This is a genomic window from Achromobacter aloeverae, assembly GCF_004121055.1.
Taxonomy (GTDB): domain Bacteria; phylum Pseudomonadota; class Gammaproteobacteria; order Burkholderiales; family Burkholderiaceae_B; genus Bordetella_C; species Bordetella_C aloeverae.
On record NZ_PYAL01000002.1, the window covers coordinates 339533 to 355536 of the forward strand.

Below are 16004 nucleotides of genomic sequence, written 5' to 3' on the forward strand. Positions count from 1 at the left end.
ATTCAGCGCATTTCCCGGCCGGCGGTGGGGAAACCGCTGGCTGGGGGGGCATGACGCCGTGCTCTTAATGGCCCTGATATCGGTCCTGATATCCGGAGTTGATCCTTTTGAGCATTTTATTGAGAATATAGAGTCTCGAAAGATGCATGGCATGGTCCTAAAGTGGAGCCTCCTAACCACTGCTCCCCAACCCAACAGGACCCTCCATGACCAACGCCGTGATCGAATGCATCCTGAGTCGCAGCGCTTCCAAGTACTACGATCCCGCCGCCACCTTGAGCGATGACCAGATCGGTGAGCTGGTGCGCATCGGCACCTCCGCGCCGACTTCCTTCCATATGCAGAACTGGCGCTTCATCGCCGTGCGCACGCCTGAAGCCAAGGCGCGCCTGCTGCCGATCGCCTGGAACCAGCCGCCCATCACCGATGCGGCCGTCACTTTCATCATCTGCGGCCAGCTGGCCGATTCCAGCGTCATCCCCGAGCGCCTGGCTCCCCTGGTGGAAGCGGGCGTGATGCCCGAAGCGATGGTGCCGGAATGGGAAAAACCCGCGCGCGGCCTGTATGCCGAGCATCCCCAGCGCCAGCGCGACGAGGCTGTGCGGACAGGCACTTTCGGCGCGTCGGCAATGATCTATGCCGCCCGTTCGCTGGGCCTGGGGTCGACGCCCATGATCGGTTTCGACGCCGAAGGCGTGACCCGCGAGTTCGGGCTGGCCGATAACGAAGTGCCCGTCATGCTCTTGTCCATCGGCGCGGAACTTCCGGGCAACTGGGCGCAGAAGCCACGCCGGCCGCTGTCCGAAGTGCTGGATTTCGTCTGAGCCGCCCCTATCCACTATCCAAGGAGAAATACGATGACCAGGACTACCCCGCTTGCTCCGGAACAGGTGCCGGCCGAATCGAAACCCACCCTCGATGCCTTCACCAGGAACCTGGGGTTCACCCCGAACATGATGGCGGCCTTCGCCCAGAGTCCCATTGCCTTCAATGCATGGGCCACGCTGCTGGGCGCCTTGAGCAAGGCGCTGGACGTGAAGACCCGCGACAGCATCGGCCTGGCCGTGTCCGAAGTGAACGGCTGCGATTATTGCTTGACGGTACACAGCTATACGGCCCAGCACATGGCCAAGCTGCCCGCCGATGACATCATTCTTGCCCGGAAGGGGCAGGCCAGCGATCCCAAGCGCGATGCCGCCCTTCGTTTTGCCCGCAAGGTCATCGAGACCCGCGGCAAGGTCGACGACGCCGACCTGAGCGCTGTGCGGGATGCTGGGTACACTGATGCGAACGTCATGGAAATTGTCGCGTTGGTGGCCATGTATTCGCTGACGAACTTTTTCAACAACGTGTTCGATCCGGAAAAGGATTTCCCCGCCGTTGCGCCCGCGGGGTCGATCTGAACGCCAACGGGCCGCGTCGCGGCGCGGCCCGCACCTCGACAAACCCTCAAGGAGCCGGCAAGTGCCGACCGATCATCCGATTTTCTCGCGCTGGCCGGCGCGGCATCCCGACCGGCTGCAGCTCTTTTCCCTGCCGACGCCCAACGGCGTGAAGGTGGGCATCATGCTGGAGGAGACTGGCCTTGCCTATGAGCCTCACCGCATCGACATCACGGCGAACGAAAGCCATGATCCGGCTTATCTCGCGCTCAATCCCAACGGCAAGATCCCGGCCATCCTTGACCCCAATGGGCCGGGCGGCCGGCCGTTGGCATTGTTCGAATCGGGGGCGATCCTGCTTTATCTCGCCGAGAAGACGGGCCAGTTCCTGTCCACGGATCCCGGCGCCCGCTACGAGACGATACAGTGGTTGATGTGGCAGATGGGCGGCGTCGGGCCGATGTTCGGCCAGGTGGGCTTCTTCAATAAATTCGCCGGCAAGGACTATGAGGACAAGCGCCCCCTGGAACGCTACGCCAAGGAATCGGCGCGGCTGCTGGGCGTGCTCGACGGGAGGCTTGCGAACCGGGATTGGGTGATGGACGAGGGCTACAGCATCGCCGACATTTCCCTGCTCGGCTGGGTGCGCAACCTGATCGGCTTCTACGAGGCGCGCGAGTTGGTGGGCTTCGACCGTTATCGACATGTCCGGCGTTGGCTGGACCAGGGCCTGGGGCGACCGGGAGTGCAGCGCGGGTTGAAGGTGACGGCCTAGCGCCGGCGCCGACACATCGGCAATACGACAGGCGAGCGTCCAGGTTTCCATGTCCCAGGTCGACTGGCTTAGCCATCTCCTCAACATGATCACCGTCACGGGGCGGCTGGAGGTGCGCTGCACCTATGGCGCCCCCTGGCGCATCGCCTGGCCCCGGTCCGAGGCGCATGCGATTCCTTACCACATCGTGCTCAAGGGCCGGGCCATCATCGAGGATCCGGAGACGCGGACGGCCACGGAACTGGCGGAGGGCGACATCGTGCTATTGCCTAGCGGGTCGGCGCACGTTTTGCATGACGGCAGCGGGGAGCCGCCGGGGGAGGCGCGCAATCGTCAAGGCGCGGCGGGGTGGATGCTCATGGAGAACGACGGGCCGGGCGAACGCCTGGACATGTTGTGCGGGCGGTTCTTCGTCGAACGGCCCCACGACAGGCTGATACGCAATTACCTGCCCGCGAACCTGGTGGTGCGGGCGAGGGACGGCGACGTCGCGGGAGACGCCGAGTCCTCGACCAGGCACCTGGCCGGCCTGGTGGGACTCATGCGCATGGAGTCCGCCGGCGGCAGGCTGGGCGGATACGCGATGCTCAACGTGCTGACGTCGGCGCTGTTCACGCTGGTCCTACGCGCGGCAAGCGAGTCGGAGCAAGTCCCGGCAGGCTTGCTGGCGTTGGCCGGCCATTCACGCCTGGCCCCCGCCATTTCCGCCATGTTCGCCGATCCGGCACGGTCCTGGAGCCTGCCGGAACTGGCGGACCTGTGCAGCATGTCGCGCGCGACGTTCATGCGTCACTTCCAGGACAAGCTCGGGCGTTCGGCCGTCGACCTGCTGACCGATATCCGCATGAGCCTGGCCGCCAATGCGTTGAAGAAGCCGGGAAAGACCACCGAGGCCGTGGCCGAGGAGGTCGGGTATCAGTCCGTGGCGGCATTCCGGCGGGTGTTTAGCGACCGGATGGGGATGACGCCCGGGCAATGGCGCCGAGTGGCGGACGAGAAAGCGTAAAGCACGCCTCGGCTTCCGCCTGCTCTACAGTTATGTTAAAAATTGAAACAATGCCCAGGCGGTGCCGGTGGCGGCGTTGACGTCGTACCTAGAGGCACGGCGGCGCCCACGAGCCATGGCGGCGACGGGATGGAACAAGAACGAGAGCGTAGGGGCCGCGTATGCATGGTATCTATGATCCGCTGTTGACGTGCCTGTCCGTGGTGGTTGCCTTTCTTGCGTCCTTCACCGCACTCGAAGGCGCCGCCATGCTCACGACCGTGACGAGCAGCCGTCGACGCCACGTGTGGCTGGCGGGCAGCGCATGCGCGATGGGCATGGGCATCTGGTCGATGCACTTCATCGGGATGATCGCGCTTACGCTGCCGATCAGCGTGGGCTACGACATAGACGTGACGGCTGCCTCGCTCGTGCTGGCGATACTCGCGGCGCTGGTCGCGCTTGCCACCGTGAGCCGCGGGCAGCTTTCGGTAAAACGATTGCTCGTGGCAGGCGCCATCATGGGGACCGGCGTGGCCGCCATGCATTACACCGGCATGATGGCGATGCGCATGTCCCCGTCCATCGACTACGATGCCGCGCGGGTCGCGTTATCGATCGCGATCGCGGTTGGCGCTTCGATCGCCGCGCTGTGGCTGGCGTTCCGTTTGCGCGACTCGCGTCGCGAATACATCGTGTGGAAACGCATCGGCGCGGCCGCCGTGATGGCGGGCGCGATCGCGGGCATGCATTACACCGGCATGAGCGCCGCCACCTTCGCCGATGGCAGCCTTTGCCTGAGCACGCAAAAGGTAGACGCCAACACGCTGGCGCTCACGGTGGGCGTGGCGTCGACCGCCGTGCTGATCGGCACGCTATGGATCTTCGGCATGCAGGCGAGCCGCCTGTCCGCCTCGCTCGAACGCGCGACGCAAACCATCCGGCACCTGGGCACGCACGATGCGCTTACCGACCTCCCCAACCGCGTCTATCTGATGGCCCAGGCGAAGGACCTGGTGCGGCGCATCGCCGACACCGGCGAAGCCTTGGCCGTGCTGTTCATCGACCTGGATGGCTTCAAGGCGGTCAACGATACGCTGGGCCATCGGGCCGGCGACGAGTTGCTGCGCCTGGCCGCCATGCGCATCGCGGCTTGCATGCGCAAGGACGACGTGGTGGCGCGGCTGGGCGGCGACGAGTTCGTGGTCGTGGCGACGGGACTGCCTGCCGCCGAGCGCGTCGATGCGGCGGACGCCATCGCGCGGCATATCCTGGCCAGCCTGGGCGAAGAGTTCGTGCTCGATGGCGCGGTTCCGGTTCGCGTCGGCGCCAGTATCGGCATCGCGTTGGCGCATGGCGAGGGCGCCGTCTTCGACACGCTGCTGAGCCGCGCGGACTGCGCGATGTACGCCGCCAAGCGCGGCGGCCGCCACACCTTCCGCCACTTCGAGGACGGCATGGACGCGTCCACGCTGCGTTCGCTGCAGATCCAGCGCGACCTGCACGGGTCTGTCGTGCACGAGCAGTTCGATCTCGTGTTCCAGCCGAAACTCACCGTCGACGGCAAGGTCATGACGGGCGCCGAAGCGCTCCTGTGCTGGGCGCATCCGGTGCTTGGCAAGGTGCCGCTGTTCGAATTCCTGCCCGTCGCCGAGCGCGCGGGCCTGATGCCTTCGATCGGCGATTGGGTATTGCGCCGCATTTGCGCGCATATCGTCGAATGGGACCGCGAAGGGCTCGCGCCCCTGTCCATCTCGATGAGGCTATCGGCGTCGCAGTTCAATCTGCCGCGCATCGTCGAGCGCATCGACGCCATCGTGGCGGCAGCCGGCGTGCCGCCGCAACGGCTGATGTTCGAGATCGGCGAAGCCACCGCGATGCAGGACGTCGAACGCACGCGCCGGGTCGTGGCGGCCTTGCGCGAACGGGGCTATGCCGTGGCGCTCGATGATTTCGGCATGGCGTTTTCCAGCCTGGCGCATCTGAAGGATTTCCGTGTCGACCAGATCAAGATCGACCGCACGTTCATGGATGACCTGGACGATACGTCCTTGCGCGGGTCGGCGCTGCTGTCCGCCGTGATGGCGCTGGCGCGCGTGCTGGGCATCGTGGTCGTCGCCGGGGGTGTCGAGACCGTCGCGCAGTCGCTCAAGCTGCTCGCGCTCGACTGCGACCAGATGCAAGGGGCGGCCGGCGGAACGCCGCTCGCGGGGCACGAGTTCCGCCGCGCGATGGCGGCGCCGTTCGCGGCGGGCGCCAAGGTCGCGCCGACATGATGCCCGAGGGCGTCAGGCGGATGCCACCTGACGCTGGCTGCCGTGCGCCCTGGCGTCGAGGCTGGAAGTATCCAGTGTTTCGATCAGGGCCTGCCGGTCCGCGGCCAGTTCGCCATCATCGCGGAATGCCGTTGCCTGCAGGCAGAGGAATTGCAGCATGGTCAACCCGATGCAGCCGAAGGCCGCGGTCAGGTAAGGGGTCAGGAAGTCCGGTTGCCTGGCGCGCTCGCCACTGAAGACCCCGCCCGACGCAATAGCGATATAGACAGGCTTGTCCCGCAGCAGGCCGATTTTTTCGCCCGTCGGCGCCATGCCTATCGTGCGGCCTACCCGCAGCACCTGGTCGATCCAGGCCTTGAGGACGGAAGGCACCGTGAAGTTATTCATCGGCGTGCCGATGACAAGGACATCGGCGCTCTCGATTTCCCCGATCAATTGCTCCGACAGGCGTGTCGCGTCGGTGGCCTCGGCGGCCGCCAGGGCCTCGGGCGTGGACAGGGCGATCGCGTAGCCGGCGTCCGCGTGGGGTAGGGGATCGCGGCCCAGGTCGCGGCGCAGGACGGATGCCTGGGGATGCATGGCGCGCAGCCGCGCCACGATCGCGGCCGAGATTTCCCGGCTGTGCGATGCCTCTCTCGGGCTGCAATCGATATGAAGAATCCTCACGTATCGTGCTCCAGTGCTTCGTTTATAGCGCTTGGCGGAAATGCATGCCCATGGCCAGCAGTCCCTGCCGGAAATAGAAGCGCTGCGCCAGGGCATTGCCCAGGCCCGTGTCGAGGACGAAATTCGCGCAGTCCTGTTCGCGGGCTTCCTCGCGCAAGGCGTCGAGCAGCCGGGCGCCCAGTCCTGCGCGCCGCGCATCGGCGCTGGCGACGAGGTCGTCGACGTAGAGAAAGCGCCCATACAGGGTGTTTTCCTGCAGGCGATAGCCGGCCAGGGCCTTGACCTGCCCGTCTTGCCAGGCGGCAAGGATGCGATATCCCTGCCTGGCTTGGCGATGCACCTGCGCGGTATATGCATGCACGTCCGTCAGGTGCGGACGCAGCTCGCGCATGACGTCGAAGCCTGCCTGGATGTCCTGGTCGCTGTCGAGATGGCTCAATCGAAAATGGGGCATGGGCAATCCTTGTGGTTCAGCGAATAATGTAGGACGATCATGGCCTATGAGACAGGTGCAAGAACGGGTTAAAAGAATGGGACATAGGACCCAGGACATAAGCATCGGGCGTGGAACCCCGGAGTCCGGTAGCCGGAAACCGGCGCATCCGGCCCGGGCATGGAAATGAGCGGGGCATGAACCATGGACGTGGAACACCTGAAACCGCGCCGTAAGCAGGACGGCCCGGTCTACCTGCAGTTGTACCGGCGGTACCGGGAAGCGATCTCGACCGGCAAGCTCAAGCCGGGCGATCGTGTGCCGTCGGTGCGCAGCCTCGCCAGCGAGTTGAGCCTGGCGCGCGGCACGGTCGAGATGGCCTACGAGATGCTGGCCAGCGAAGGCTATTTCGTGGCGCGTGGCGCGGCGGGGACCATCGTGTCGCCGCGCCTGGAGAACCTGCCCGATCCGGACAAGGGGACGGCGGCCGCGCGGCCCGCGCATCAGGCGTCCTATCCCTCGTTGTCGGCGCAGGGCGAACCGCGACCGTTCCAGCTGGGCCTGCCGGCATTGGATGCGTTTCCGCGCAAGGTGTGGGCGCGCCTGGCCGGGCGCAACGTGCGCATCCTGGAGACGGAGGCGATGATTTCTCCCGATCCCGCGGGGTATGCGCCCCTGCGCCGTGCCATAGCCGCCTATCTTGGGATTTCGCGCGGCATCGTCTGCGCCCCGGAGCAGGTATTCGTGACGACGGGATACTGGGGCGCGCTGGAACTCGTCCGCCGCGCGTTGCTGCAAGCCGGGGACCAGGGCTGGTACGAGGATCCGGGCTACATCCATGCCCGGTCGTGGCTGGAGCGCGCCGGCATGCGACTGGAGCCGGTGCCTGTCGATGATGAGGGCCTGGACGTGGAGATGGGGGAGCGGCTGGCCCCGCGTGCGCGCTTCGCGGTGGTCACGCCCACGCATCAGAGCCCCATGGGCATGGCCTTGTCATTGCCGCGTCGGCTGGCGCTGCTGGAATGGGCCAAGCGCAGCCAGGCCTGGATCATCGAGGACGACTACGACAGCGAGTTTCGCTACCATGGCCGGCCGCTGCCGGCGTTGAAAAGCCTGGATCGTGATGGGCGCGTGCTTTACAACGGCACCTTCAGCAAGGTGCTGTTTCCGGGCTTGCGGCTCGCGTATCTGGTGGTGCCGCTGTCGCAGGCCGGCAGGTTTCGCGACGCGGTGGACCATTTGGCCGGTCCCGGTTCCATCCTGCTGCAGTCCATGGTCGCCGATTTCATGGAGCAGGGGCATTTCGTCCGGCACCTGCGCAAGATGCGTGGCCTGTATGCGGCCAGGCGCGGCTATCTGGTGGATGCGCTGGCGCAAACGATGGAAGATCGCCTGCATGTCCAGCCGCAAGCCGGCGGCATACATGTCCTGGCGCATTTGCGGACCGGACAGGACGACAAGGCGCTGGCGGCGGCCGCGCGAGCCCGGGGGCTCGCGGTCCAGGCCTTGAGCGACTGGCGCGTGCGCCAGGGATCGCAAAGCGGTTTGCTGATGGGGTTCGCCAATCTTGCGACGCCCGCGGACGCGCTGAGGGCGGTCCGGCGCCTGGCGCAGGTCCTGTAGCGCTCACCCGTGCCGCGTGGGCGGCGTGGGGGGCGTCGCAGGCGTGGCGGCCGCGCGGCCCCGTCCCGAAACTGCTGGCCTTATTGCAGCGTGCCCCAACGCGTCACGGCCGGTTCGGCCGAGGCCCATTTCCAGGTGTCCTGGCCGCGGCAAGCGGTGGCGGCATACCAGCGTTCGGGCGCCGCGGGCGTGTCGCCGTCCTGTACGGAGAAGACGAACTCCTTGCAGGATGCGAGCATGGACGAGAACGCGCGGGTGACTCTTACCTTGCCGTGGCCGTTCTCCACCGGCAGGACATGCTTGACCTGCCATGTGCCCGTGCCGTCGACCGGCAGGCGCCCCGCTGTCGCGGCAATGAGGTTCTGCTGGTCCGCGTGCATGTTTTTCATGAAACGAGAGACGGCCTCGTCCGTGGCGGCCTGCACGGTAATGCCCACGCCCAATGCCACGGCCGGATTCGCCGTGACGGCGCCCGAGGCCACGGCGGCGGCCGCGCCGCTCGCGGCGCCGATCGAGGAGCAGCCGCTGGTAGCGGCCAGGAGACACCCGTATAGCGCGGCAAGCAGGCAGGGTAGGGCGCGGGCGCCCCTGCCGTCCCTCGCGCGAATGTGCGGCCCGCGTCGCCGCGCGCGCGACGATACGCTGGCGACGTCGTCCACCTGTGCACCGTCTCTCACTGGAGCGCGCCCCAGCGGTCGGTGGACGGCTCGGCCGATGCCCATTTCCATACCTTGCCGTCCCGGCATACCGACGCGACGTAGAACGCGCTCGACGCGGCGGTGTCCTTGGTCGCCTCGTGCTCGACGGAGAACACGATTTCCTTGCAATCGAGCGCGCCCGTGCTGATCTTGCGGCTTACCGTCACGCGGCCATGCGCGTCGTCTTCGATGGGGAAGGCGTGTTTGACGGACCAGGGTGCGACCGCGCCCGGGCCAAGCGGGCCGGCGGCGCTGGCGATGCTGTTCTGCGTGTTGTCATGGACGACGCGCTCCGAATACTGCACGCCGGTCTTCGCCAGCGCAACCGCGCCAAGGCCGATACCGGTCGCAACCGCCGCATTGTTGGTGACCTTCGACGCGACCAGCGCGCCGCCGACACCGGCGCCTGCCTGGGCTCCTTCGGAATACAGCGAGCTGCACGCGGTACAGGCGAGACTCGCCAGGCTGGCGAGCACGACGACCGCGATCAGGCGCATTCGGCGCGCGGGCGATGTCCATTCCTCGCGGTGTCGTGGCGGGGGCGCCGTGGTCGGCGTTGTCGACGTTCTGGATATGGAATGGATCTGTCCTTGCATTTTCCTGCTTTGCGTCGACGGCCGAGGGTCTCGATACGATTCGCCGGTCCGCGCGCACTTCCGCACTTTTTCGGTGCGGCGGATTTTGCCCGATAACCTTTCAGGACGGGACATCTGAAATGCAAGAAATTGCAATATCACGGATCAAGGACCGCACTGAAGTTACGCGACATGGCGGCCGTCTGCCTGGACCGGCCCCTGGTGGCGGCATCCTGGCCGCCGCCAGGGATGGCCGCGCCGCGGCCGCGAGGGCGCCGGGCCGCTCGCTTGTCGGGTGGCGGGCGACGGGGGAAAGGCTGTATAAATACACAGCGCCCACAGCCGAGGCGCCACTCCCGCAGCGAGGACACCAATATGAAAGGTACGTGTTTATGCGGCGCCGTGAGCGTCACGGCCGCTGACAGCAGGTCGATAGGCGCCTGCCATTGTGGATATTGCCGCAGATGGGGAGGCGGTCCCTTGCTCGCGGTCCACTGCGGGCCAGACGCGGTGTTTGTCGGCCAGGACCAGATATCGGTCTACCGTTCGTCCGACTGGGCTGAACGCGCCTTCTGCGCCAAATGCGGCGCCCATCTTTATTACAAGCTCCTCGCCGACGGCCATTACTTCATTCCGGCCGGTCTCCTGGACACCACGGATTTCCAACTGGATAGCCAGATCTATATCGACAAGAAGCCGCCGTACTACGATTTCGCCAACCAGACGCCGACGATGACGGAGCAGCAGGTCATCGACGCCTATGCGCCCAAGCCGTCCGAGTAGGGCGGTGACGATCGCGGCCGCATTCGCTGGTTCCATTTTCTGGATATTCGGGATACTCCATGGATAAAGCCTTGGCGGGTACGCCCGCAGCTTCCGGACCGGATCGCGCGGTCCAAGCGCTGGATACGATACGCAGCTATCACGCGCACATCTATTTCGACGGTCCGGCGCAGCGCCAGGCCGCCGAGATCCTGCGCGAGGAAATCTCCCTGCGCTTCTCCGTGCTGCTTGGCCGCTGGCACGACACCCTGGTCGGCCCGCATGCGCGGCCCATGTACCAGGTGGCCTTCGCTGTCGCCGAATATGCGCGTTTCGTGCCCTGGCTCATGATCAATCGCCGCGGACTGGCCGTGCTCGTCCACCCCAACACGGGCAGGCCCAGGACCGACCATACGGACCACGCGCTCTGGATGGGCGAGGTGCTGGGCATCCTCAACCCACAGCGGCTGCCCGATATGGAGGGGCCGGAGCCCGCGATCGTGCCCAACACACAGCCTACGCTTACGGCCTGAGCGGACATCCGGCCGCGCCGGCGTCCAGGCGTAAGTCCAGGCGTAAGCGTCCCATTGGCATGATTTCCTGGATTATCTATCCAGGCCGGCAGCATTTATTTCCGCGGTCGCCATCTCTACAGTGAGCGGTACCCCATACCTGAAGGAGATTTCCATGGCGGACCATTCCATAAAGGGCAAAGTCGTCTTGATCGCCGGCGGCGCCAAGAACCTCGGCGGCCTGATCGCCCGCGACCTGGCTGGGCAAGGCGCCAAGGCCGTCGCCATTCACTACAACAGCCCGGCCAGCAAGGCCGACGCGGACGCGACCGTGGCCGCGGTGCAGGCCGCGGGCGCCAAGGCGGTCGCCTTCCAGGCGAACCTGACCACGGCGGCGGCCGTCGAGAAACTGTTCGCCGATACCGTCGCCGCGCTGGGCCGCCCGGACATCGCCATCAACACCGTGGGCAAGGTGCTGAAGAAGCCCTTTGTCGAGATCAGCGAGGCCGAGTACGACGAAATGACGGCGGTCAATTCCAAGGCGGCCTTCTTCTTCCTCAAGGAAGCCGGCAAGCACGTCAACGACAACGGCAAGGTGGTCACGCTGGTGACGTCGCTGCTGGGCGCGTTCACGCCCTTCTATGCTTCCTATGCCGGCACCAAGGCGCCCGTGGAGCATTACACTCGCGCCGCGGCGAAGGAGTTTGGCGCGCGCGGCATTTCGGTGACCGCGGTAGGGCCCGGCCCGATGGACACGCCGTTCTTCTACCCGGCCGAGGGCGCCGACGCCGTGGCCTATCACAAGACCGCGGCCGCGCTGTCGCCCTTCAGCAAGACCGGTCTCACCGATATCCAGGACGTGGTGCCGTTCATCCGCCACCTGGTGAGCGATGGCTGGTGGATCACCGGCCAGACCATCCTGATCAACGGCGGTTATACGACCAAGTAATGCCCTGGAGGGGGCGCGTGCGAGGACATGGATAGACTAGACCGATACCGGATTTTCATGCAGGTCGCCGAGATGGGCAGTTTCATCAAGGCGGCGCACGCGCTGGACGTGCCGCGCGCGTCGGTATCGGCCGCCATCCAGCAACTGGAGGCGCAGGTGGGTGTCCGCCTGCTGCACCGGACCACGCGCCAGGTGCGCCTGACCGCCGATGGCGCGCTGCTGCTCGAACGCCTGCGTCCGCTGCTGGCCGACGTGGAGGACATCGACCTGTTGTTCCACGCCAGCCAGCGCCAGGTGTCGGGCCAGTTCCAGATCGACGTGCCCAGCCGCATCGCGCGCCGGCTGATCGCGCCGGCCTTGCCGGCGTTGTTGCGCAGGCATCCGCGCCTGCGCCTGGTCCTGGGATCGAGCGACCGCGCGGTCGACCTCGTGAAGGAGGGGGTCGATTGCGCGGTGCGGGTGGGGGCCTTGCAGGACAGCAGCCTGGTGGTGCGCCAGCTGGGCACGATCGCGCTGATCAACTGCGCGAGTCCCCGCTACCTGGCGGAGCAGGGCGTGCCCGAGCGGCCCGGGGACCTGGAGTCGGGGCATTGGATGGTGGGCTATGCATCGCCCACGACCGGGCGGGAACTGCCCTGGACATACGTGTCCGACGACGGCGGCGAGCAAGTCGTGGCGGTGGCCAGCCAAGTGGTGACGAACAATGCGGAAGGCTATATCGCCTGCTGTCGCGCCGGCCTGGGGTTGATCCAGATACCGCGCTTCGACGTGCGGCATCTGCTGGATGCGGGAGACCTGGTCGAGGTCATGCCGGCCTATCGGGCGGCGCCCATGCCGGTTTCCCTGCTGTATCCGCACCGCCGCCAGCGTTCGCGCAGGCTGGCGGTATTCCTGGAGTGGTTCGAGGACCTGATGCGGGAGCATCTGGACGCATAGTCCGATCCCCGCGGCTTCGCTGCCTGCTGCCCCCCAAGGGGCTCTTTTGCCTTGGGGCGGCCCGGCGGCAAAAAATTTCCCGCTGGCCTGTAACCCGATCCGCGTCGTGGACGAATTAGCTTGTGTATCCGCCATGGATACGTCCGAATGCAATTACCGGAGAAAGCCATGTCTGCAAAAACCACCGTTACTTCCACCTTGCTCGCCAGCGCCCTGGCCGGCATCCTCGCCTCCGCCGCCAACGCCGCGCCTCTCACCAAGGAAGAGGCCGGCGCCGCCCTGGCCGCGCACAAGGAAAAATGCTACGGCGTCGCGCTGAAGGGCCAGAACGATTGCGCCGCGGGACCCGGCACCACCTGCCAGGGCACTTCCACCATGGACTTCCAGGGCAATGCGTGGAAATTCGTCCGAGGCGGCACGTGCACGAGCATCGAGGTCCCAGGCGGCGGGCATGGGTCGCTTACCCCCATCAAGTCCTGACACGGCGGTTCCCCACGGCAAGGGACGGCCATGAACGCAATTTCCAAGGCAACCGCCGGGCCAACGGCGGAGGGGACCGCGACGGTGCGCGACCCTGGCCGTCTCCTGCGCCAATGCCCGGATGGAAGGGCGCTGGCCGGCACCAGCTTCAAGCCCGAGCACCTGGCGGCGATCCTGGACGATGCCGTGACGGATGGATTCTTCGAAGTCCACGCCGAGAACTACATGGGCGCGGGCGGACCGCCGCATCGGATGCTTGCCGCCATCCGCGAACGCCATCCGCTGTCCCTGCATGGCGTGTGCATGTCGATAGGCGGCATGGCCGGGCTGGACACGGAACATCTGGCGCGCTTTCGCGAGCTCGTCCTGCGCTACGAGCCGCTGCTGGTGTCCGAGCACCTGGCGTGGTCGTCGCATCAGGGTGCGTTCTACAACGACCTTTTGCCCTTACCCTACACAAATGCGACCCTCGCAAGGGTCTGCGAGCACATCGACCAGGTCCAGCAGGCGATCCAGCGCCCGCTGCTGCTGGAGAATCCGGCGACCTATGTGGCATTTTCGTCCTCGACGATGAGCGAGACGGATTTCATCCGCGCGGTTTCCAGGCGCACCGGTTGTGGTCTGCTCCTCGATATCAACAACGTCTTCGTTTCGGCGACCAATCACGGTTATTCGGCCGAGCGGTACCTGGTGGATTTCCCGCTGCAGCACGTCGGTGAAATCCACCTTGCCGGTCATGACGCGCAATGCGACGACGACGGACAACCGCTGCTGATAGACAGCCATGACCGCGCCATCGCCGATCCCGTCTGGGCGCTGTATCGCGGCGTCATCGCTCGCGCGGGCGCCAGGCCGACGCTGGTTGAGTGGGACAGCGCGCTGCCCGCCTGGCCCGTGCTGCGGGCGCAAGCGCATACGGCGCTTGGCATCCTGCGCGGCCATGGCGCGTTCGAGGAGGACCACGTCCATGCCGTCTGAACGTCGTTCCCATGCGCCGGACCATGCCGCCGCGTTCGCGCCCGGCTTGCTGAAGCCCGCGCTGGCGGCCCCTGCGGACTTGATGGCAGGACGCGGAAAAAGCGTCGTCAAGCGCTACAACGTCTATCGCAACAACGTGACCGTGAGCCTGATCGACGCGCTGGCCGCCATCTATCCCGCCGTCCAGCGCATTACCGGCGTAACGTTTTTTCGCGCCATGGCGCGTTTCCATGTCCGCGCGACGCCGCCGGCCTGTCCGATGCTGTTCGAGTACGGACGGGATTTTCCCGCTTTCATCGAGGCCTACGAGTACGCGGCGGGCCTGCCCTGGCTGGCGGACACGGCGCGTATCGAACGGGCCTGGCTGGACGCCTATCACGCCGCCGATTCGCCGGTCCTGCCGGCCGCGGCGCTTGCCGCCGTCGACCCGAAGGGATTGGCCGACCTGCGTTTCGTCCCGCATCCCTCCACGCGCGTCCTGCGATCGAGATACCCCGCGGTGTCGATCTTCGCGATGACCAGGGCGCCGGGCCCCATCATGCCGCCGTGCGGAAGCGACGCGGAGGATGCGCTGGTGACGCGGCCGGCGCAGGAAGTCATCGTGTCGCGCCTGCCGCCGGGAGGCGCCGCCTTCCTTGTCCAGCTGCTCGAAGGCGTGCCGCTGGGCGCGGCCGCCCAGGCGGCTTACGACGAAGCCGCCGGTTTCGATCTCCCGGCCAATCTCGAGGGCATGATCGCGGCGGGCGTATTCGCTGCCATTGAACATGGAGGTAAACACGAATGTCAGTCATGAATACCCGCGAAGCGCCCGTGCCCCTCGTGGCCATGGTCCGGGCAAGAGGGTGGCTGGCGCGCTGCGCCCAGCCTTGGTGGGTGCAATTGATGCTGCGGGTCGCGCTAGCGGTGCCGTTCTGGAGGTCCGGCATCCTTAAATGGGAGGGGTTCCTGCGCCTGAACGACACCGCCATCGCATTGTTCACCGATGAATTCCAACTGCACCTGCCGGGCGGACCTTATCCCTTTCCGGCGCCGGCTGTCGTCGCGTTCCTGTCTGGATGCGGCGAGGTGCTGTTTCCCGTGCTGCTCGTGCTGGGTATCGGGACGCGCTTCGCCGCCACCGGGCTCTTGCTCATGACCTGCGTTATCGAGCTGACGGTTCCCGACGGCTGGCCGGTGCACCTGACTTGGGGCGCCATGGCCGCGGCCATCGTCGCCTGGGGGCCTGGCCGCCTTTCACTGGACTATTTGCTGGGGGACCGGTCCCCTCGGTCATGATGCGTGGATGCAAATGAGAACCCAGGATCTGGTATCCAGGCTGGCCGGGCGTGCGGGACCCATCGAGCGCAACGCCGTCGCCAGGCGATTGAACCGGGCACTGATGGCGGGCCTGGCGGGCAATGCCGTCCTGCTGGTGACGCTGTACGGTATCGACACCAATATGCCGGAACAGATGCTTACCGCGATGTTCTGGATAAGGCTGGCGTTTCCCCTGGCCATCATGGCGGCGGCGTTGAGGCTGGCCGAGCGGCTGGCCCGGCCCGGCGCGGCGCTCGGACTGGCGTGGACGGCGGCCATCGTACCGACGATCCTGATGTTGCTGGTCGCGGCCGTGATCCTGTTCGCGACGCCGTCGGCATATCGGTTGCGGTGGACGCTGGGCGCGACGTGGGCCGCCACGACGGCAAACGCCGTGCTGCTTTCCCTGCCGTCGCTCGCGGCGGTCATGCACGCCATGAAGGGGCTGGCGCCGACACGCCTGGCGGTGGCGGGCGCGGGCGCCGGGTTGCTGGCGGGCGCCCAGGGCCTGCTGGTGTATTCGGTCTACTGTGCCGACATGCCGGCGACGTTCTGGAGCGTCTGGCACGTCCTGGCCGTTCTCGTCACCATGGCCATCGGCGCCGGGCTGGCCCCGGGATATCTGCGATGGTAGCGGCCAGGCGGGGCGGCGCGTCGGGCAGGGGACGGCCGGGTAGA

At 66.4% G+C, this 16004-nt stretch carries 19 protein-coding genes; 15 read left to right on the forward strand and 4 right to left on the reverse strand.

From position 1 onward, the window contains the following. The first annotated feature begins 206 nt into the window (after positions 1-206). From C7R54_RS08445 to C7R54_RS08465, 5 genes are all read left to right on the forward strand, one after another. Positions 207-824: a nitroreductase family protein gene (locus C7R54_RS08445; RefSeq protein ID WP_129149754.1), complete on the forward strand. Its 618-nt coding sequence runs from the start codon at positions 207-209 to the stop codon at positions 822-824. Positions 825-857: 33 nt separating this feature from the next. Next, positions 858-1403, forward strand: a complete 546-nt coding sequence (locus C7R54_RS08450; protein ID WP_129149755.1) for a carboxymuconolactone decarboxylase family protein — start codon at positions 858-860, stop codon at positions 1401-1403. A gap of 61 nt (positions 1404-1464) precedes the next feature. Next, positions 1465-2157 carry a glutathione S-transferase N-terminal domain-containing protein gene (locus C7R54_RS08455; protein WP_129149756.1) on the forward strand — a complete coding sequence of 231 codons (693 nt, stop codon included), beginning with the start codon at positions 1465-1467 and terminating at the stop codon, positions 2155-2157. Positions 2158-2206: 49 nt separating this feature from the next. Then, a complete protein-coding gene (locus tag C7R54_RS08460; protein ID WP_129149757.1) occupies positions 2207-3163 on the forward strand; it encodes an AraC family transcriptional regulator in 957 nt (318 codons plus the stop codon). A gap of 161 nt (positions 3164-3324) precedes the next feature. Continuing rightward, positions 3325-5418, forward strand: a complete 2094-nt coding sequence (locus C7R54_RS08465; RefSeq protein WP_129149758.1) for a putative bifunctional diguanylate cyclase/phosphodiesterase — start codon at positions 3325-3327, stop codon at positions 5416-5418. Positions 5419-5430: 12 nt separating this feature from the next. Here C7R54_RS08465 and C7R54_RS08470 read toward each other — a convergent pair whose 3' ends face one another. Beyond that, positions 5431-6084, reverse strand: a complete 654-nt coding sequence (locus C7R54_RS08470; RefSeq protein ID WP_129149759.1) for an FMN-dependent NADH-azoreductase — start codon at positions 6082-6084, stop codon at positions 5431-5433. Between the two features lie 22 nt (positions 6085-6106). Next, positions 6107-6538 (reverse strand): GNAT family N-acetyltransferase, encoded by a 432-nt coding sequence (locus tag C7R54_RS08475; RefSeq protein ID WP_129149760.1) that lies wholly within the window; start codon positions 6536-6538, stop codon positions 6107-6109. A gap of 183 nt (positions 6539-6721) precedes the next feature. Between C7R54_RS08475 and pdxR the strand changes: the two genes are divergently transcribed. Beyond that, a complete protein-coding gene (gene pdxR, locus C7R54_RS08480) occupies positions 6722-8140 on the forward strand; it encodes a MocR-like pyridoxine biosynthesis transcription factor PdxR (RefSeq protein WP_129149761.1) in 1419 nt (472 codons plus the stop codon). An 80-nt stretch (positions 8141-8220) separates the two neighbouring features. On the opposite strand, the gene C7R54_RS08485 is transcribed toward pdxR, so the two are convergent. Beyond that, positions 8221-8706, reverse strand: a complete 486-nt coding sequence (locus C7R54_RS08485; protein ID WP_240039478.1) for a hypothetical protein — start codon at positions 8704-8706, stop codon at positions 8221-8223. Between the two features lie 107 nt (positions 8707-8813). Then, positions 8814-9335, reverse strand: a complete 522-nt coding sequence (locus C7R54_RS08490; protein ID WP_129149762.1) for a hypothetical protein — start codon at positions 9333-9335, stop codon at positions 8814-8816. A 453-nt stretch (positions 9336-9788) separates the two neighbouring features. Here C7R54_RS08490 and C7R54_RS08495 point away from each other — a divergent pair, with 453 nt between their 5' ends. The 9 genes from C7R54_RS08495 (at position 9789) to C7R54_RS08535 (ending at position 15960) form a co-directional block, all read left to right on the forward strand. Beyond that, entirely contained in the window at positions 9789-10196 is a 408-nt protein-coding gene (locus C7R54_RS08495; RefSeq protein ID WP_129149763.1) for a GFA family protein, read from the forward strand. A gap of 59 nt (positions 10197-10255) precedes the next feature. Continuing rightward, positions 10256-10708 (forward strand): DOPA 4,5-dioxygenase family protein, encoded by a 453-nt coding sequence (locus tag C7R54_RS08500; protein ID WP_129149764.1) that lies wholly within the window; start codon positions 10256-10258, stop codon positions 10706-10708. Between the two features lie 154 nt (positions 10709-10862). Then, entirely contained in the window at positions 10863-11636 is a 774-nt protein-coding gene (locus tag C7R54_RS08505) for an SDR family oxidoreductase (RefSeq protein ID WP_129149765.1), read from the forward strand. Positions 11637-11663: 27 nt separating this feature from the next. Then, entirely contained in the window at positions 11664-12572 is a 909-nt protein-coding gene (locus tag C7R54_RS08510; protein WP_129149766.1) for a LysR family transcriptional regulator, read from the forward strand. A 168-nt stretch (positions 12573-12740) separates the two neighbouring features. Continuing rightward, positions 12741-13052, forward strand: a complete 312-nt coding sequence (locus tag C7R54_RS08515) for a BufA1 family periplasmic bufferin-type metallophore (RefSeq protein WP_129149767.1) — start codon at positions 12741-12743, stop codon at positions 13050-13052. Positions 13053-13082: 30 nt separating this feature from the next. After that, on the forward strand, positions 13083-14030 hold the full coding sequence (bufB, locus tag C7R54_RS08520; RefSeq protein WP_129149768.1) for an MNIO family bufferin maturase: 948 nt from the start codon (positions 13083-13085) through the stop codon (positions 14028-14030). Then, entirely contained in the window at positions 14020-14823 is an 804-nt protein-coding gene (locus C7R54_RS08525; protein WP_129149769.1) for an HvfC/BufC N-terminal domain-containing protein, read from the forward strand. Before bufB ends, C7R54_RS08525 begins: the two co-directional genes overlap by 11 nt. After that, positions 14811-15305 (forward strand): DoxX family protein, encoded by a 495-nt coding sequence (locus C7R54_RS08530; RefSeq protein WP_129149770.1) that lies wholly within the window; start codon positions 14811-14813, stop codon positions 15303-15305. The genes C7R54_RS08525 and C7R54_RS08530 overlap by 13 nt, the downstream gene beginning before the upstream one ends. A 13-nt stretch (positions 15306-15318) precedes the next feature. Next, complete coding sequence (locus C7R54_RS08535; RefSeq protein ID WP_129149771.1) at positions 15319-15960, forward strand: DUF1109 domain-containing protein; 642 nt, start codon at positions 15319-15321, stop codon at positions 15958-15960. Positions 15961-16004 lie beyond the last annotated feature (44 nt).